The organism is Chryseobacterium sp. HNCC26DJ238, assembly GCF_057180465.1.
In genome coordinates, this window is record NZ_JBXUGI010000018.1 from 81782 (window position 1) to 101772 (window position 19991).

13 protein-coding genes are annotated in these 19991 nt (G+C 36.6%); 5 read left to right on the forward strand and 8 right to left on the reverse strand.

Annotated features, from left to right (window positions below; translation table 11 throughout):
• Positions 1-2: 2 nt before the first annotated feature.
• The 3 genes from AC2A07_RS16475 to AC2A07_RS16485 form a co-directional block, all read right to left on the reverse strand.
• Positions 3-1841, reverse strand: a complete 1839-nt coding sequence (locus AC2A07_RS16475; protein ID WP_484051288.1) for an ABC transporter ATP-binding protein — start codon at positions 1839-1841, stop codon at positions 3-5.
• A gap of 50 nt (positions 1842-1891) precedes the next feature.
• Positions 1892-2815 (reverse strand): M28 family peptidase, encoded by a 924-nt coding sequence (locus AC2A07_RS16480; protein ID WP_484051289.1) that lies wholly within the window; start codon positions 2813-2815, stop codon positions 1892-1894.
• A 339-nt stretch (positions 2816-3154) separates the two neighbouring features.
• Positions 3155-3544, reverse strand: a complete 390-nt coding sequence (locus AC2A07_RS16485) for a DUF4293 domain-containing protein (RefSeq protein ID WP_484051290.1) — start codon at positions 3542-3544, stop codon at positions 3155-3157.
• 144 nt (positions 3545-3688) lie between these two features.
• On the opposite strand from AC2A07_RS16485, the gene rho reads away from it, so the two are divergent.
• Together rho and AC2A07_RS16495 are read left to right on the forward strand one after the other, a co-directional pair.
• On the forward strand, positions 3689-5560 hold the full coding sequence (rho, locus tag AC2A07_RS16490) for a transcription termination factor Rho (protein WP_484051291.1): 1872 nt from the start codon (positions 3689-3691) through the stop codon (positions 5558-5560).
• A gap of 352 nt (positions 5561-5912) precedes the next feature.
• The gene (locus tag AC2A07_RS16495; RefSeq protein WP_484051292.1) at positions 5913-6509 is read left to right on the forward strand and encodes a superoxide dismutase; all 597 of its coding nucleotides are present in this window, start codon (positions 5913-5915) and stop codon (positions 6507-6509) included.
• A 50-nt stretch (positions 6510-6559) separates the two neighbouring features.
• Here the strand turns inward: AC2A07_RS16495 and AC2A07_RS16500 are convergent, their stop codons facing one another.
• Entirely contained in the window at positions 6560-6982 is a 423-nt protein-coding gene (locus AC2A07_RS16500; protein ID WP_314493788.1) for a DUF6146 family protein, read from the reverse strand.
• A gap of 42 nt (positions 6983-7024) precedes the next feature.
• Positions 7025-8212, reverse strand: a complete 1188-nt coding sequence (locus AC2A07_RS16505) for an endonuclease/exonuclease/phosphatase family protein (RefSeq protein WP_484051293.1) — start codon at positions 8210-8212, stop codon at positions 7025-7027.
• Positions 8213-8429: 217 nt separating this feature from the next.
• Here AC2A07_RS16505 and AC2A07_RS16510 point away from each other — a divergent pair, with 217 nt between their 5' ends.
• The 3 genes from AC2A07_RS16510 to AC2A07_RS16520 all read left to right on the forward strand — a co-directional run bounded on the left by AC2A07_RS16510 (position 8430) and on the right by AC2A07_RS16520 (position 13509).
• On the forward strand, positions 8430-11279 hold the full coding sequence (locus AC2A07_RS16510; protein ID WP_484051294.1) for a carboxypeptidase regulatory-like domain-containing protein: 2850 nt from the start codon (positions 8430-8432) through the stop codon (positions 11277-11279).
• Between the two features lie 25 nt (positions 11280-11304).
• Positions 11305-12615: a M949_1556 family lipoprotein gene (locus AC2A07_RS16515; protein WP_484051295.1), complete on the forward strand. Its 1311-nt coding sequence runs from the start codon at positions 11305-11307 to the stop codon at positions 12613-12615.
• A gap of 576 nt (positions 12616-13191) precedes the next feature.
• A complete protein-coding gene (locus tag AC2A07_RS16520; RefSeq protein ID WP_484051318.1) occupies positions 13192-13509 on the forward strand; it encodes a helix-turn-helix domain-containing protein in 318 nt (105 codons plus the stop codon).
• 35 nt (positions 13510-13544) lie between these two features.
• Here AC2A07_RS16520 and AC2A07_RS16525 read toward each other — a convergent pair whose 3' ends face one another.
• The 3 genes from AC2A07_RS16525 to AC2A07_RS16535 form a co-directional block, all read right to left on the reverse strand.
• Positions 13545-14141 carry a hypothetical protein gene (locus tag AC2A07_RS16525; RefSeq protein WP_484051296.1) on the reverse strand — a complete coding sequence of 199 codons (597 nt, stop codon included), beginning with the start codon at positions 14139-14141 and terminating at the stop codon, positions 13545-13547.
• A complete protein-coding gene (locus AC2A07_RS16530; RefSeq protein WP_484051297.1) occupies positions 14134-15879 on the reverse strand; it encodes an RHS repeat domain-containing protein in 1746 nt (581 codons plus the stop codon). The genes AC2A07_RS16525 and AC2A07_RS16530 overlap by 8 nt, the downstream gene beginning before the upstream one ends.
• Before the next feature lie 503 nt (positions 15880-16382).
• Positions 16383-19922 (reverse strand): DUF6443 domain-containing protein, encoded by a 3540-nt coding sequence (locus AC2A07_RS16535; protein WP_484051298.1) that lies wholly within the window; start codon positions 19920-19922, stop codon positions 16383-16385.
• Positions 19923-19991 lie beyond the last annotated feature (69 nt).

Below are 19991 nucleotides of genomic sequence, written 5' to 3' on the forward strand. Positions count from 1 at the left end.
TATTAGTCGAAATTTTGAAGTTCTACCAATTTATGATAAGTTCCTCGTTTTGCTATGAGTTCAGTATGTGTTCCCTGTTCCACGATGTCACCTTTTTCCATGACTACAATCCAATCTGCTTTTTGAATGGTAGAAAGCCGGTGTGCAATCACTAAAGATGTTCTGTTTTCCATCATTTTTTCAAGGGCATCCTGTACAAATTTTTCAGATTCCGTATCTAAAGCTGATGTTGCTTCGTCCAAAATCATGATAGGGGGATTTTTAAGAACTGCTCTGGCGATAGAAACCCGTTGCTTTTGTCCGCCTGAAAGTTTTCCTCCGTCATCTCCGATATTGGTATCATAACCATTGGGAAGCTGTGTGATAAACAGATCTGCATTGGCAATCTTAGCAGCTGCAATTACCTCTTCTCTTGAGGCTTCCGGTTTACCCATTAAAATGTTGTTGTAAACAGAATCATTGAAGAGAACAGATTCCTGGGTTACCATACCCAGTAATTTTCTGTATTCTTCAAGTTTTAAATGTTTGATGTTGGTTTCATCAATTAAAATTTCACCTTCAGAAACATCATAAAATCTTGCTAAAAGGTTAGCTATAGTGGTTTTTCCACTTCCGCTTTGCCCCACAAGAGCTACTGTTTTTCCTTTTGGAATGGTCAGATTGAAGTTTTTAAGGATTAAATTAGACTTGTCATAATAAAAACCAATGTCTTTAAACCGGATACCTGCATCAAGGCTGGAAATCGAAACGGGCTCAGCAACTTCTTCTATTCTGATATCGGCATCCAGAATCTCCAAAACTCTCGTCAGAGAAGCTTCACCTTTCTGGATGTTTGAAATAGAAGATGATAAGCTCTTCATTGGAGGTAAAATCTGGAAAAAAATACCCAGAAAAACCAGAAAGTCTGCAGGTGAGATGCTTTGTTCCACAATGATCTGCTTCCCACCGTACCATGCAATAATCAGGAACGTTACTGATCCTAAAAACTCACTCATTGGCGATGCCAGTTCTTTTTTTCTTCCCAGGCTGATTGAGCTGTTGATCCATTTTTGCATAGACTGCATAAAACGGTTATTCATTATTTTTTCTGCGTTGAAGATCTTGATAACCTTTGTTGACTTTAGGGTTTCATCTACAATAGAAAAAATATTTCCCATCTCATTTTGGGCTTCGTGAGAATCTTTTTTCAGGCTTTTCCCGATGAGTGCAATCATTGTTCCCATTACTGGTAAGACAAGAAGCGAAAAGAGCGTCATTTCCGGGCTGAGGAAGAATAAGGTAATCAAGGTGCTGATGAGCATAAATGGAGCATTGATCAGGTCGACAAGACTTCCTAAAATACTGCCTTCGACATCACCTACATCATTTGACATCCGTGACATCATATCTCCCTTTCTGCTTTCCGTAAAAAATGAAACAGGAAGGGAAAGGATTTTTCGATACATTGCTCCGCGGAGATCTTTGGTGACACCTACACGGTAGTTGATCAATAGATAAGATCCCAGATAACGGAAAAAATTTCTAAGGAAAAACATAAAGGCAGTGATTACACAAAGCCATGCTAATACTTTTAAAGAACCATACTCCGTAACTAAACTTTGAACATAATAATTGGAGTATTCTTTTAAATAGGCGAAAAAATCTACAAGGTCTCCTGAATAAACCGGAACAGATTCATATTTTTCGGGTTTGATTGTGCCAAAAAGCATTCCCAGAACAGGAAGGATCGTTCCCAGAGACGCAATCTGAAACGCAGAATACAAAAGATTGAAAAATAAACTCCCGTAAATGTATTTTTGATGCGGCTTTGCGAATTTAAGTATTTTTTTATATTCGTTCATTCAATGAAATTGGATAGCAAAATTAATTAAAATATAATGATAAGACGTTTTTAATTGAATTTTACTTTATCATTATACACAGGGGTAAAGTTTTTTGGGGTTAATTTTTCCAAAGTTTTTCCAAAATTATTAATTAGCTGGGTAAGATTTTGGAGGTCGACGATACTCATATCATCCTTTACCTGATGGTAATGTTTAATTTTACTCATGTCTGCAGTAGAGATAGAGTGGGCAATAATTTTTTTCTTTACAAAACTTACATTGTCTGATCTGTAAAACAACTGCTCAGAAGCGTAAGGGTCAGGATAGATTTTTAATCCGTTAACAGCATTTTTATTAAAAAGCTCATCAAGATCAGAAAACTCATCACCGGTAATAAAAACTGCATTTTTCCCAAACTCAGATTCAGTTGCGATCATTTCAAAATTAAAAAGTGCGGAGAGATTTTTATATATTTTATCCAAATTTTTATCTTCAGCAATTGCAGTCGAGCCGAGCATTCCTTTTTCTTCTCCGTTGAAGGCCATGAAAACCATTGAGAATTCTGGTTTCTTATTTTTAAAATATTCTGCAATACCCGCAAGAGCGGTAATTCCGCTTGCGTCATCATCTGCTCCGTTATAAATATTATCGCCGGTACTTTCGTTCGTTCCGATATGATCAAAATGTCCTGAAAATCCAAGTGTTTTTTCAGATTTTCCTTTTTTGATGCCACAGACATTGTAAACAGTTTTTCCTTTATAGTCAAAAGGAACCAGGTAAGAACTGCCGGTGCAGTATTCTAATTTATTTTCTTTAAAAAGTTCAGCAATATATTTTGCTGCATGATCATTTTCTGCAGTTCCTATTTCTCTGCCCTTCATTTCATCAGAAGAAAGTGTTGCTATGACAGTTTTTAGTTTTTCTTCAGAAACATCCTGTGCAAAGATTGCTGCAGAAAATAAAGAAAGCGTAAGAAGGGTTAGTTTTTTCATTAGGATAAATATTTATTATTTAATAAAATGTGTCGCAATATTTCCGGAAATGTTGCAGTGTATACAAATTATATTTATAGTTTTTGTAAACGTTGTTTTACATTTAAATAATCAGACCACTGTGAATATGTTAAAACAATATATGAAATAAGAATTCATTCGGAGAAAATTATCAATTGGTTGAGGTGTTGCAAAAATTTATTGCAGTCATAAAAGATAACCTTACAGATCATTCAGATTATCACTGACAGTAATATAACCTGTTATATCTTCAGTTTTACCATAAAAAAAACAGCTCCAAAAAGAAGCTGTTCTTACTCAAAAAAAATCATTGTCAGGTTATCGGAGTCTGTCTACAGATTTTACGAGCCTCTCATCTTTCTTGATAAAAATATTTGCCAAAAACAAACAAATTACCGCAATCAATGGGAAAACCGGCTCAATACCCTTCTCAGGAAAATCAATTCCTCCGGATAAGTTTTGTACCCAGTACACCAATACACCAATCAACAAAGCGTTTATAATAATGCTGACAGTATTCAGCAAGATTTGTCTTTTCCTGTTTTTAAAGCTGAACAGACTGAAAGCGCCTATCAAAACCAAAATAACTGATGATATGCTCACAATCGGTGCTTTGCCAAAAACCTCTACATCCTGTCCTGTAATATATAAGAAAACTGCCGATAATACGGACAGCAAAATCCAAATAGTCTGTATCCTTTGTAACATAGAGTTTTAAATTCAACAGCAAAAATAACATAAATTTTGCACAATTCAAAAATAAGTGTAGATTTGCAATATACAATGTACTTGAAAACAAAAGTCACCGGACTTACTTTTCTTACTCACAACTAATTACATTTTTACTTAAATATGTTTAACATAGAAACGTTAAGGTCAAAATCCGTAACGGAATTGACTAAAATCCTAAAAGATTTGGGCGTTAAGGTTGCAAGAAACAGCACAGATAATGATAAAATCTTCGCCGTTCTTGATTTTCAGGCTTCTAACCCTAAAGTTGCAAAAGATTATTTCAATACCACGGAAAGCAACACAGAAACTGAAGAAAAACCTGCCGCAGCAGAAAAAGTGGTGAAAGCTGCTCCTAAAAAAACGGCACCCAAAAAACCGGCAAGACCTAAAGTTGCCATGGAAACCAAGGCAGAAGCCGAACCTGCCGTGGAAAAAGAGAAGGCTCCTGAAGAGAAAGAGATTGTTGCAGAAGCTTCAACTCCTGAAACAGGAACTCCTAAAGCAGCAAAAGAGCAAACGGAAGAGAGAACCTCCAATGCATCTAAGCAAAAAAGAAAAAGAGTAGTTCCTGTAAATACTTCTGAAAAGCCCGCACAGGAAAAAGAAGAAACACCGGTCAATACAGAATCTCAAGCTGCTGCAGCTCCTGCACAAATAAGAGAAGAAAAACCAAAAAGACCTCAGCAGGGACAGCCTCAGAATCAAAAAGTTCCTAACCATCCACAGCAGAACAGTGGTAATTCCCAAAACAGAAATCAGAACAATAACCAAAATCAGAATTCTAACCCCAATCAGAATCCGAATCAAAATCAAAACCCGAATCAGAACAGAAATTCTGACAGACAGGAAGAAACTGAATCCAAAAAGGAATTCAATTTTGACGGAATGGTTAGTATTGAAGGTGTTTTAGAGATTTTACCTGATAACTACGGATTTTTACGTTCGTCAGATTTCAGTTATATTTCTTCACCCGATGATGTGTATGTTTCTACGGCACAGATCAGAAATTTTGGTTTAAAAACAGGTGATACCGTAAAAGGGATCGTCCGTTTACCAAAAGAAGGTGAGAAATATTTTTCTTTATTAAAACCGATTGAAGTTAACGGCCGTGATCTGGCTTTTATCAAAGACCGTGTTGCTTTTGAATATCTTACCCCTCTTTTCCCTGAAGAAAAATTTAACCTTTCAGGAGATAACTCCACGATGTCTACAAGAATCGTTGATTTATTTGCTCCGATTGGCAAAGGTCAGAGAGCCATGATCGTTGCCCAGCCAAAAACAGGTAAAACCATGTTGCTGAAAGATATTGCCAACTCAATCGCAGCCAATCATCCTGAAGTTTATATGATGGTGCTTTTAATTGACGAACGTCCTGAAGAAGTTACCGATATGGAAAGAAGTGTGAATGCGGAAGTTATTGCGTCCACCTTTGATGAAGCTGCCGATAAGCACGTGAAAGTTGCCAACCTGGTTTTGGCAAAAGCCCAGAGAATGGTTGAATGTGGACATGATGTGGTTATTCTGCTTGATTCTATCACAAGGCTGGCAAGAGCTTACAATACAGTAACTCCGGCATCAGGAAAAGTGCTTTCAGGCGGAGTAGATGCGAATGCTTTACATAAACCTAAAAGATTTTTTGGGGCAGCAAGAAAAATTGAAAACGGAGGTTCACTGACTATTATTGCAACAGCATTGATTGATACCGGATCTAAAATGGATGAAGTTATTTTTGAAGAATTCAAAGGTACCGGAAACATGGAACTCCAGTTAGACAGAAAAATTGCAAACAGAAGAATTTATCCTGCAATCGATTTGGTTTCTTCAAGTACGAGGAGGGATGATTTGTTGCTTGATGAGGTAACTTCTCAGAGAATGTGGATTTTCAGAAAATATCTTTCTGAAATGAATCCTATTGAGGCAATGGAATTTGTCAATAAAAATATCAGAGGAACACTGAATAACGAAGAATTTTTAATGTCTATGAACAGATAGGCTAAGTTAATATTGTTTACAAAGCACAGGTTTTTTATCTGTGCTTTTTTTTTTGACATACAATACAGTTTGATTATTATATGATGATTGCAAAAACCATTATGGTCATGCCGTCTGAAAATCGGTCATATCTGAAAGCTTAAATTATAAATAATAGCTGAATAAGCAGCGACTATCTATTTTTACTTAGGAACGAATAGATAAAGCCTGTAATAAAATTTTTTAAGATTATTGGATTTGTATTCCTGTCTGATTATTATCTATGTTAAAGATTTATTAAAATAATATGCCTTTGTTGATATTGGCTTAAATATTGGCTAAATTTACATATTAACATTAAAAAATAAAACTTATGTCATTTGAATTACCACAACTAGGATATTCGTACGATGCTTTAGAGCCGACAATTGATGCAAAAACAATGGAAATTCACCATACAAAGCACCACCAGGCTTATATCGACAATTTAAATAAAGCTATTGAAGGAACTGATCTTGCGGAATTATCTATTGAAGATATCTGTAGAAACGGTGTAGAAAAACCGGCAGTAAGAAATAATGGAGGAGGTCACTTTAATCACTCGTTATTCTGGCAAATTTTAACTCCAGGTGGAAGTAAAGAGCCTGTGGGAAGTGTAAAAGCTGCTATCGAAAATTATGGTGGTATTGAAAAATTCAAAACTGATTTTTCAGAAGCTGCAAAAACAAGATTCGGTTCAGGCTGGGCGTGGTTAGTAAAAAATGAAGACGGGTCTGTATCTGTAACTTCTACACCAAACCAGGACAATCCTCTGATGCCAACTGCTGATGCTAAGGGAACACCTGTATTAGGATTGGATGTATGGGAGCATGCTTACTATTTAAATTATCAAAACAGAAGACCTGATTACGTCGCTGCATTTTTTGATGTAGTGAATTGGGATAAAGTTGAAGAGTTATTCAATAAATAATCATCTTTAATTAAACAAAAAAGGTTCAGAATTTTCTGAACCTTTTTTGTTTAAAATCTAAAGGAGTCTGCAGCGCCCAATCCATTCATTCTCAATTTATATTTCCAGCTAACATAAGCAAAAACCTGATACAGCTTATATTCAAACTTAATTCCGTAATTTTCCCGAGGATCATAGTCGATCGATGATTCTATGATATTTCTATATCTTCCTGAAGAAAAATACGAATTCCATTCTGTAACGAGAATAGCATTTCTGCTTTTCAGATATGATTCAGAATACTGACTTACCGGTCTGGCAACAGCATTTAAAAAGTAATCGAACTGGGTATCTATTACAATAAGATCCCATTCTCCGTCATCATTTTTCTCCGGCTTCATGGCAGGCTCTTCTTTGTTTTTTTCGGGTTTTGACTGAGCTATGCAACTTACAGGTATGATTGCAAAAAAAATAATGAGGACTAAATTTTTCATAATCATAAAGTTACATAAAAAGCATTTGATAGCATTGCATAATTACTGTTCTTTCTGTAAAACGACAAATGCAGGAAAGTGGTCACTGTAACCTCCGGTAAACTGGTCACCATTCCACGACCGGAAGGGGTAGCCTTTATAATTTCCTTTTTTATTAATAAGATAGGGAGGTGCATATATTTCAACCCTGTATACAGAATATTCTCTCGGATTTTTTTCTAAAACTAAATTTTTAGATATAATGATCTGATCGAAAAGATTAGGTGCATCCTGATATGCTAACGAGGCTACTCCTTTTTTATATAAGGGATACATTAAATTGAGATAAGGTTTTTCGTCACAGAGATCTTTTTCTTTACCTGCTGCGTTTAAATAATTTTTCAAGCTTGCACTCACGGGATCGTCATTAAAATCGCCCATTGCAAAAAGCTTTGTCGAAGGATCTGTTGTTCTGATACTGTCCATCTGTTGTTTCAGTAAACTTGCTGCTGCATTTCTTTTTTTTGAGGACACCACTTCACCGCCACGTCTGGAAGGCCAGTGATTCATTAGGATGCCAACTTTTTCATTGTCTAAAATTCCGGATACAACCAAAATATCCCGGGTGTATTCTCTTATACCTTTGGAACTGTATATTTTCAATTCTTTTTTGAGGGCATTGGTAACAGTGAATCTTTTCCTTTGATAGATTAATGCAACATCAATGCCCCTGGGATCATAAGAATTATAATGTACAATCCCGTAATCATATTTTGATAAAGCAGGATGTTTTATCAAATCCTGGATCACCTGCCTGTTTTCTACTTCAATAAGTCCCACTATTACAGGTGCTGTTTTTGTATATTGTGAACCCAGTTCCGAAATTACTTTAGCGGAATTTTCTATTTTTTTCCTGTATATTGCTGTCGTATAATTTTTTGTGCTTTCAGGAGTAAATTCATCTGATCCCCTCTGATATCTTACTACTCTTTTGCCTATTAATGCCCCATCGCTCCATGACCCGTTATATTTTTCAGCCTCTAAAAATTTAAGGGAATCTAAAGGGATGCTTCTGTGAAATGCAGGATTGGCCGGATCTCTTGTTCCATCGATGTAATCTGCAGACCGAATAGTATCCCAAAGGTTCTCAACATTTAAAAAGCCTATTGTTGCAACTTTTTTTATATTTCTATGCTGTGCCGAAATTGTAGTTGAACAGAAAACTAAGAGTACCAGTAAAGTATTTTTCATTTGTATTTAAAATTAATATTATTATGTTAATTTGATATTAATGTAATTTTTTTAAATCAAAATTTACATTTAATATTTAAATATATTGGATTTTACTATATTTTTTAGGAATTTAGTCATGTTAAATTTGTTCATCGGTTCAAAATTGAGATTTATCCCGATCTAATGTTCCAATTATGGATAAGGGGTAGATGAACTATTAAAAACACACATGCAAATGATTAAAAAACTATCAATTTTCCCGGCGCTTATTTTACTGCCTGCATCTCTTAGTTTTGCGCAGACAACCATATTTGCCTATCTTGAAGATGTTGAAGGTAGATCTGTGGGACAGGCTGAAATATCTGTAACGGGAATAGAGAATAATGTGAGAGCTGATAAAACAGGTTATTTTCAGTTTATTAATTTAATACCAGGAAATTATCAGTTGGTGATTACTAAACCCAACTATGAAACAAAAAGAGTTGAATTTGAAGTAGCTGTTGGAGAAAAAAGAAAAGACCTCGGAGTTTTTACTTTGCATTCTGATTTTTTCATTGAAGACCGGGGATTTGCAATTATTGAGAATGATGATGGTGAATACTATAACAGGCAATCTTCAACGGTGGGTTTGCTCCAGTCCTCTATGGATGTTTTCACCAGAGTTGCTGCTTTTGACCTGGGTTTCTACTGGTTCAGGCCCAGAGGCATTAATGGGAGGATGGGAGAGGTTATGTTAAATGGTGTGTCCATGATAAGGCCTGATAGCGGAAATGTTGATTTTGGTAATTGGGGAGGTTTGAATGAGATTACCCGATACCCTGAAATTTCTCAGAACCATGCGCCTTCAGATTACAGTTTTGGAGGCAACCGCTCAGTCATTTACAAAAACACGAAGGCCAGCGAATATAGAAAGGGATTTCAGTTTACACAATCTCTTACTAACCGGAATTACAGAAACAGAACTTCTTTGAGATACAGCTCAGGTATGAACAGTAAAGGCTGGGCATTTACTGTCATGGGTGCGCGAAGATGGGCTGAGGAAGGAATTCAGGAAGGTACGTTCTATGATGCTTATGGTGCTTTTCTGGGAGTTGAGAAAAAAATCAATGAGAAGCACAGTTTAACTTTTAACTTTATTGGTGCATCTTACAGAAGATCTGCTTCAAGCCCGGGCACACAGGAAGTTTATGATTACAGAGGGGTACATTACAATTCTTATTGGGGATATCATGATGGGAAACAGAGAAATGAAAGGGTTAGAAAAGGGTTTCAGCCCATTTTTCAGATTCAGGATTTCTGGAAGATTATAAAGAAGTCAAATCTCTGGACATCGTTTTCGTATCAGTTCGGAAAGGATAAAAGTTCCCGTTTAGACTGGCAGAATGTCCAAAATCCTTCACCAACTTATTACAGAAACCTGCCCAGTTATTATAATTCTCTGGATTCAAACGCTTATGTTGCCAATTCCGGCGGCATCATGACAACAGTTCAGGATGCTTACCATACTTCTTTGTCAGCCTGGTCAAATGGAGATTTTAACAGTACGCAACTGAATTGGAGTAATCTGTACAAAAGAAATATACAACAGCCCACAGGAACTTATTACGGAATTACCGGAAAAAAAGCTCTTTATTATCTTATAAATGATGTGAGTGATGATAAAATTTTCAATGCAGCTGCGCATTTTGTGCATCATTTTAATGATAAGATGAGTTTTTTACTAAATATTTCTTACCAGAATTATCATTCTGAACAATTCAGGGAGATCAATGATTTGTTAGGTGCAGATTTTGCCCTGAACCAGGATTCTTTCGCTGGGACCAGTCAGCCGGGAAAATCAGGGTTGTTTAATGAGGGAGAAGAAAATGTAACAAAAAAGAAAGGCGATAAACTGACTTATGACTTTATATTCAGAAGAGAGGAATTTAAAGTTAATCCCGGACTGAAGCTTTCTGCAGGAAAGTTTGATATTTTTGTGTCTGCAATGGCAGCGTATTCATCTTCCGGCAGAGAAGGACTGTTTAATCACTATCTTTATAAAGATTCATTTGGTAGGGGTACTGCCCACCGCTTCTGGAATTATGGGGTAAAAGGACAGTCTGTTTACAGATTAAACGGCAGGAATTTTATTGTTTACAACGGAGCTTATTTCTCACAGGCTCCTTATCTGGAAAATCTCTTTGTCAATCCTAGAATCAATGGTTCTGTAACTCCAAATGAGCAGAATATGATGGTCAACGCTCATGATTTGAGTTATGTTATATCTTCACCCTTTCTCAAATTAAAATTATCAGGTTATCTGATTAATTCTATTAACGAAACAACAATACAAAGATTCTTTGCAGATGGTATTCAGCTTGATGATTCTGATTCTGGAGGCAATGAATTGGCGGTGCGGAGTGCTTTTGTTACTCAGGTAATGACCGATGTGAAAAGAAAGAATTGCGGAGTGGAAGCGGGAATTGATGTAAAGGTACTGTCAACAATTTCGATACAGGCATTAGCGAGTGTAGGGCAGTTTACTTATCAAAATAATCCTGTAACCTATTTTGCTGCAGACGCAACAGGAAATTCTTATGTCAGCTTAGGCAAAGCATACCTGAAAAATTATCGTCAGGGAGGTACCCCTCAGCGCGCATATTCCGTAGGGATGAGATATAATTCTCCGAAATACTGGTGGGCCGGTGCAAACTGGAATTATCTGGATGATAACTATCTCGATCCGTCAGCATTGATCAGAACTGAATCTTTTGTTCAGAATAATTCTTCAGGGACACCATTTTTTGATCTTACGGAATCTGAATTAAGAAGAGTTTTACAACCTGACAAACTGCCATCAGCATTCTTCTTTAATGTCAATGCCGGTAAATCCTGGATGCTTGGTCAATATTATGTTCTGTTGTCTGCTACTCTCAATAATCTGTTTGATAATACAAAATATATAACAGGTGGTTTTGAGCAGACCAGAAATGCGAAATTTCCTGATTTCAGACAAGATCGTGATCGTGAATTTACATTATTTGGTCCTAAATACTGGTACACCCAAGGCAGATCTTACTTTGTTAATTTTCAGATCAGATTTTAAATATGGACTAAACTAAAATTAAAAAATGAATATAAAAAAATACTCTAATATTTTGACAGGGATTCCATTTACGGTTTTTTTTCTCGTCTCCTGTGTGCAGAAAGACGAATGGGAAACTCCACCTGTCAACTGTCGTAACAGATTTGCCGATACAACAATCACATTGTCTGATTTTAAAGCTCAGGCTCCTGCTGTAGGATACGTACTGATCGAAACGGATCAGATTTTTGAAGGATATGTAACCTCTTCTGATGAGAGCGGCAACTTCTACAAGACAATCTCTTTTCAGGATAAGCCCGAGAATCCAACAGCAGCTCTGCAAATCGAAATTGACAGAGGAAATAACTATGCAGATTTTCCTGTAGGTGCCCGTATACGAATCAATGCAAAAGGGCTGAGGTTGGGGACCGACCGGGGAGTTGTAAAGATCGGATCCGCTGATCCGGTGTATGATATCGGAAGAATTCCGGGAGTATTGTTGAACAGATATATTTCCGGAGTATGTGATGGTAACAAACTTGAAATTGCCGTAATAAAACCGTTGGAATTGGCAACGCTAAAATCAGCGCATGATGAGAAATATATTAATATGCTGGTTAAAGTTCGGGATGTGCAGTTTGCTACCGGGGAGATAGGAAAAAAATATTTGAATTATAATGCCGGAGCCGGAGTTGATACAGATCGTAATATTGTAGATCAATCTGGGAATGCGTCCAGAATCAGAAATTCAGGATTTGCCAGTTTCGGTTCAGATCTTTTACCGGAAGGAAAAGGCTCTCTTACTTTTGTTGTCAGCCGTTACAATGTAAATTGGCGGATGCTCATCCGGAATTTAAATGATATAGAATTTTCCGGAAAGAGATTTTTCTTTGATGGATTTGAGGGGAGTCTTACAGATCATTGGATTCAGGTAAGCGTAAGCGGCGCTCAGATCTGGAACATTCAGCAGTTTGGAAACCCTAAACCCTGCGCAGTAATGAATGGTTTTGCTTCAGGCAATAATTTAAATGAGGACTGGCTGATCTCAAAACCTGTTTCATTACAGGGATTCAGTTCCGCAACGTTATCATTCGAAACAGATGTAAGATATAATGGTCATCCTCTTGAGGTCTTTATTACTGAAAATTATACGGGAAATCCTTCCACGACCGTGTGGATTCCTTTATCTGCTATTTTAGATCCCAATTCAGAACAGTTCAATACCTGGACCTATTCCGGAGATATAAGCCTGAATAATTTTCTTAATAAAGAGATACAGATTGCTTTCCGGTATGCTTCTACGCCAGCAGCTGCAGCTACCTGGGAATTGGACAATGTAAAGGTTGTCGGTAGTTAGCTGACAGGTTATCTTGTGTTAAAAATGAGTGATTCGTTTCATTGATATGGTTCACTCATTTTACATGATTTATTTTTTTAAGGAAAGTTGACTGTCGGAATTTTAGTTTCTCGTTTTGGAAATATTTTTTTTGATGATCTGACATTCCACAAAATTAAATAACTCGGATTCGCTCTGTTTCCAATATAAGTAATGTCTACAACCAAAATTTATAGCTCAAAGTCGTGAGACTTTGCGCAGCAGAGCAGAGGGATAAATCGATGATTTTTAAAATGGTATATAAAATGCTTGCCATCAAAAAATTCAAAGACTTCTGTAATAAAAATGTAGCTACACTATAAAACACAAAAAAACCTCTCAAGATGCGAGGTTTTTTTGTTTCAGCTCAAAGTCAGAGACTTTGCGCAGCGGGAAAGTTGACCGTCAGAATTTCAGTTTCTCATTTGAGAAATTTTTTATCAATGATCTGCCATCCCATAAAATTAAATAACTCGGATTCGCTCTGTTTCCAATATTAGTAATGTCTGCAACCCAAATTTATAGCTCAAAGTCGTAAGACTTTGCGTAGTAGAGCGTATAAGATTATACAGACAACAAAAAGGACTTTCACAAGCTGAACTTGCAGAAAAGTCTCAAGTGAGTAATAAAAGCCTTTCTCATTATGAGTTGGGAAGCAGCATTCCGCCTGCGGATGCGCTTAAAAATATTGCCGATGCTTTAGGTGTTTCGAGTGATACTTTGCTCAACGATGAAACAGTTTCTATTAAAAATAAAGAACTTCTAAAAAATTTTGAAGTAATACAGGATATGAGTGAGGAAGATAGAGCAATGGTGACAAGATTTCTTGACCTTAATATAAGAGATTATAAAGCGAAAAAGCGTATTCGTAAATAAACAAAACCGCCACTCGTTCGAGTAGCGGTTAATTTTTAGGGATATTCAAAACCAAATATAATCTTATAAAGCCTGTTGTCTTTCAGATAAAATTCCATAAAATACGGAGGCATTTCATATTGTTTTATTTTTGGATTATCAGGATTATCAATTGTATATCGGATAATTTGTTCATTAGATTTTTTTTCAACTTTAAAATCACTGCCTTTTAGATTGGTTATTTCTTCTAAGGTCACTCCTAATTTCAGTCCTGATTCTGTCTTAAAATTATCATATTTAGTTTTCGCAACATCTTTCTTGAGTGTATGGTCATCTTTTAAATATCCTACCTCGAAGCAACTAAAACTATTCTTTACATCTCCCTCATATTGATAAGCAATTAAGTATTCTTTTTTTTCTTTATCTGTAAAAACAGTTACGGGAGAATATCTTAAGTGGTCTAATAATCTTATATTTTGAGAATAAAAATAAGTTAGAGAATTTTCTTCTCTTAATTCTAATTGATTTATTTTAAAATCTGGCTTAGAAAATTTTTCTGTAATAACAGTTTCATTTTCTATCTTTTCTTGTATCTTTTTTTCTGATTGTTGACAACTAAAAAGCACAAAAAACAACAGTAAAAGACTACTCATTAACGTTAGGTATTTTTGCTCCACTTTTACCATTATTATTAGGATTATTTTTAATGTTAATATTAACAGGAACAGGTCCACCAGTTTTTAACATACTATTAAGCATATTTCTAAATGTTGTAAGTACAATCTGATCTCCAGACATTCCAATACAACCCAGAGTTCCTTCATTATTACCATCAGGATGTATTCTTAGTAAACTTCTTCCCGTATCAAATTGTGGATTTAAATTATAACTAAATCCTATTCCGTCTCGATTCATCCCTTTATTGTACCATCCTTTCGGACCTCTATCTTGATAAGAATCTACAGTATATTCACCATTCTCTGGTGCTCCATTTCCAAAACCTCCTGCGACACCGTCATAAGAACCTAAATTTTTTGTTTTACCATTTTCAAATGTTACATTTAGCTTTACATCTACATCACCAATTTTAGAATTTCTCATTTCTCCATCTATTTCAACACTCATTTCTTTTGCTCGGGAGTAGTCCATTTTTTTATAAGTATGGTAGGTTTCTAGGACTAAGCCCTTATGTTTTTTATTGTCCCAGGTTTTAGTGCGCTCATAATAAGTTCCTCGATAAGTCTCTCCTTTTTGAAGGACTCCTTTATCTTTATGATTTTTAGCCGTTACATCATCTCGCCAAGTAATATCTCCGTTAGAAGCTTCAACCCAATCCATTCCGTCAGGATCTACAAAACGAATAGGATTGTTATTTGCGTACATCATAGGATTTAAATCAGGATGTTTTTCAGAAAGGGGATCTGGTACAACCCAACGAGCAATGTCGGGTAAGTATTGGCGGGCTCCAAAGTCGTAAAACCCCGTCTCTTGGAGTTCTTTCCCGTTGTACTTATACTGATAGCTTGGGTTTCCCCCTAGAGGAGTATATCCTTCATGCTTCAATCCAAACGGGTAATAGTTATTTTCTTCAAGAACTTCTATGCTGCTTCCGTTATTGAGGTAGCTTAATCTCACATTTCCTAAATGATCTGTATAATTGTAAATATACTTATTTTTCACATAATCAAAATACCCTTCTGAAGTGGGAACAAATTGAAGTTTTAAAGGGTTAACGGATCCATATTCTATATTCTGTGAATACTGAAAGCCATCTAAATAGTCTGTCTTTAGTTCGACAGGTTCCCAGTTTCCAACCACATCCATCTGAGTGGTTTTGTATATTTTTTGTACTTTCTCCCCGTTTGCTTTATATTTATAATAGAGCTGATAAGTATTAGAAAAAAGCTCAGGGCTTGTTAGAATTTCATTGGGTAAATTTAGAATGTTGTATTTTATGGAACTTATTCCCTTGTCTAAATGATTAGTCATATTACTATTTGAGTCATAAGATATTATCTTTCTGACAGGATAGAATGGATACCCAGTTTTATTTTCACTTACGTCCTGAATTGATTCAAGAACATTGCTTTTTCCCGCAAATTTATATCTGTAAAATAAATGATCTGGTTTTATCGCCTGCACAAAATTTGCAGCAGTTGTTCTTTCCAAGGTTTGGATGTTTCCATTTAGATCATAGGTTACCTTTTCATAATATTCTCTCATCGACGGATCGGTATCTCTTTGATAAAAACCAGCCGACAATCTATTTAAGCCATCATAAACATATCCATACCTATGAGAATTACCATTGCTGACGGTAGCTGTCTTCCAGTCAACCTCTGCTATATTTCCATTAAATATCTGACGCACCTGCAAGTGAGATGACGACACAACTGGCGGAAGTTTTGGAGATTTCTTTGGATTATCTCGTGGGGTTCTACAGATGTTGTCTTGGAAAAAAATATTGTCTCCAAAATTCTTGACATCCAAAAACTAAAAGAGAACGACAGACAACACGTCTTCGCTCTCCTTGATGCCTTTCTTAAGCAAACTAAATTGCAAAGCATTATGTAATAACAAATCCACTCATTGAGTGGCTTTGTTATTTTATTAATTGTTTCTAATTAGCGGAACAAAATAAAAATAGAATATAAATACCAGCAATGGTAAACAAAGTATGATATTCCAAAAGCTTTTTTTGTAAATCAAAAACTTTACAAAAAAATAAATTGACAATATAAATCCTATTACATTTAGCGGAAAACAAAAAAATATATATGTTCTCTTAGCAGTACTACTATATGTATAAACTATACCAAAAACCTCTATTAATAGATAAATCGTAAAATTTATAACGAATATCGCCAATGGAATGAATGCCGTTTTAGATATTTTTATTTTTTCCATCCTATTCTGTTGTAATTATAACCGTTGGTAATTGCTCTTTGGTCTGACGCTGTATCTTTTCCGTGTCCAGTTAAAATACTACTTGTATTTGCTCCGCTTTTTAAAACATTTAAAGGTGCACCAATCATTTGAAACGCTTTCCCTGTCATAAAATTCCCTCCATCATATACGTTGTATAAAGTGTTACTTCCTTCAAACTTCACAAAACCTCCTGTTCCATCTTTAGGAACATTTGTAGCTCCACGTAAAGCGGGATAATTTTCACCACCTCTAACAAGGGCTCCCATTTCTCCAGCAAAATCAAACTCTCCGTGTCCTAATGAACCCATATATGTCATCCACGGAAACATAATAAATGATTGCTCTCCAAAAGCCTGAAGATATCGTGCTTTATCTTTTATATCTCCAATTCCAATTTTATTAAAAGCATCTGCCATATCCTGAGCTAAATATGGGGTAAATAATCTGACTTCTGCATCCTGCACTTCGTAATCTGTCATTGTTCCTGCGTAATCAACAAGTTCCTGTAGCTGTTCTTGGTCTGCCGCGGAATCATTAACATTTAATTGGTTTCCTTGTTCATCAACTACAACGTGCGGACCTTCTTGAGGTGTAATAGATTGAACGTAACCTTGTGAATTAACTTTGATGATGTCTTCATTTGCTCTTCCATCTGGGTCGATAAATCTAATAGGATTATTAAAAGCGTAGTTATAAGTGCTATAACGACGCATTTGCTCAGCTAATGGATCTACAACACCCCATCTTCCAATATCCGGCATATAGAATCTCGCACCGTAATCATACATACCAGATTCCTGCAACTCCTTGCCGTTGTACTTATACTGATAAGCATTGTGCGTGGTGGCTGTATAATTATGCAGCAAACCGAAAGGGTAATAATTATTGACTTCAACTATTTCTCCCGGCTTCCAGTAATCAATACAGTTCGGCGGGTTCCATGGTGACCACGGTCCATCACACTGCTGGTAATAATATGTTCTTGGCTGAATAGCTCCATCCTTACTCGTATCACTATAACTTAATCTTACATTACCCAGATGATCTGTGTAATTATATATATACTGATTTTGCAGTACATCATAATATCCTTCCGCTGTAGGAATGATTCTCAGCTTCATTACCGCAATCTCGTCAGGATCGATCACAACGAATCCTCCACCTGAACCTTCTGAAGGTTTGGTTGACTTATACTGAAATCCATCAAGATAATTCGTTTCTATGTCTCCAAAGAGCTTCTTTACTTTTACTCCATCAGCTCGGTAAGTATAATCAGTTATCTGGGCATTCTGATTAATCTTTACAGGTAAATTTAGATAATTATATTGAATTGAAGAAATACCCTTATCCAGATGTTTAGTCATGTTTCCGTTACCGTTTAAAACACCGTTATCATATTCAATGGTATTATGATTTGTTAAGTAAGGATAACCGTTGCTGTTTCCTATCTGCTCTTCCGTTACTTTGATAAGCCTGTTTCCTGCATAATCGTATTTCAGATTATCTATTTTCAGTGCTGTAGTTCCCGATATAACTCCGCCTGATCTTTGCAGTCTTTTAATGTTTCCATTAAGATCATACTCATTAATTTCAAAATATTCCTTTGCTCCTTCATAGCCGCTCCTCTCATAAAACCCTGCGGACAATCTGTTTAAAGGATCATAGGTATAAGCATATCTTTTTAAGGGTTCATTGTATTCTGTTAAGGTTTTCCAGAATACTTCAGCTATATTTCCATTGTATCTTGGCTTTACTTTGAGGTCTGCAAAATCAGAATTAGGGGTTTCGGATCCTTCCCTTATATTATAATTGATTTTATAGCCAAATAGATCATCTCCTAAATTTGAGGGATCATTGATCTTCGTCATCCATCCACGAATGTTGTATTTATAATCAACCGCCTGCAGACCACTTCCCAAATTCACTCCGCCGACCTTTTTAGTCTCAAGTTGTGAGAGTTCATTGTATTTATTCTGTGCCAGGTATTCGACAGGCTGGTTATCGAGCTGATGCGTATGTACCAATAGCCTGTTCTGATGATCATAGGTAAAGTTTTCGGTAATGACTTTTTCCGTATCAACAGCTAATCTTTTGTGACGGGTGACCACCTGTTTAGGGGTTCCCGAGAAATCAAGCTCTGATTCTGTTTTTGTATAGCCTCCGAGGTGATTAATAGAATGGCCTCCTACAGGTCTTCCTTTGATGTCGTACCAAGTGTACTTTTTTGTCCAGTTGTCATCTTCAATGTTTTTCACGTAAGAAGCAACGGGTAAACTTTTAGTGCTGATATTAGAGTTTTGAGCATCTTGTGTCAGAACATTTTGTCCCAATACCTGAGTAGGTACTGCCGGACTGCCTGTAGGGTAAGTATCATAATAATTAACTGACAAGACGGTATGTATATCAAGGAAATATCCGTTGCTGTAATAAATCTGCATTCCGTTTCTGGTAAAACCGGTATCATTTCTTGCTTCAGTGATTACAATATTTCCTGCCTGACTCTGCATATTTTCCCTGCTTCCTCCCTGACTGATTCCTGTATAGGATACTCTTCCAAATCTGTCATATTTCGTGATAAGCCATTGTTGCTGTAACTGTAAATTGGCATCCTGAGTCATGATCAGCCGGTCTGCCTTATCATAGACCATATATTCCCATCCTTTCCCGGGAATCTTCTTTTCTACCAGACGGTTTCTACCGTCATATTTATATCGGTAGCAGAGATTGTTCAGGGTAGTTTCATCCACCGCATTTGCGGCTACTGCCAGAGGCGGGATGACATACGCCAGTTGGTTGTAGTCATTGTAGACGTAATAAGTGTCAGCACTGGCGGTACCCTCCAGCATTTTCCTCAGGAGGATTGTCTGACCCTGCCCGTTTTTAAATTCAACCGTTTTGTTTCCGTCTTCATCGGTTACCGTATTTTTATAAAGCTGGTTCGCTCCGTAACCGGTTGCCGACAGCGTGATCTGTGATTCAAACGTTGAATAATTAAAGCTTGCGGTATATTTTTTTACTTCTCCTTCTGTGTTGGCATCGTATTCAAATTTGACAGGCTTGCCAGTCCAATCATTTCCCACCTGGATCTGCTGCTGAATGCGGTCCAAGGGAGAGTTCTCAAGGATCTTCTCCGCATAGAATTTCTCAGCTCCGTAGATCTCAGGCTGTGTGGCATTGGCAAGGGGATTGGGAACGATGGCTCCATTCAGAGTGTTCGACTGCGGTACGGGAAGGTAATCCTTCACCTGTCTTCCGAATCCGTCGTATTCGATGTGGGTCACAACATCTTTTCCTGTAGGTGAGGCTTTAATATTAACGACCTGTTTGGGTCTTCCCAGGCCGTCGATATACTGAACGGTTTCAGCGGTTTTGGAAGGAGTTGTTCCTGTATAATCTAAATAGGTTTTCGTATATACATAGTTTTCGTTTGTGCTCAGATTCGTGCTTTGTGCATGGGACAGGCCCACTACAAACAGGGCACTGATCGGGATGATTATTTTTTTCATGAGATGTGTTTTAGTGTTTGTAATTGTATTTGAATTCTTTCAGGATCTTGCCTGTTGCATTGTTCTCCC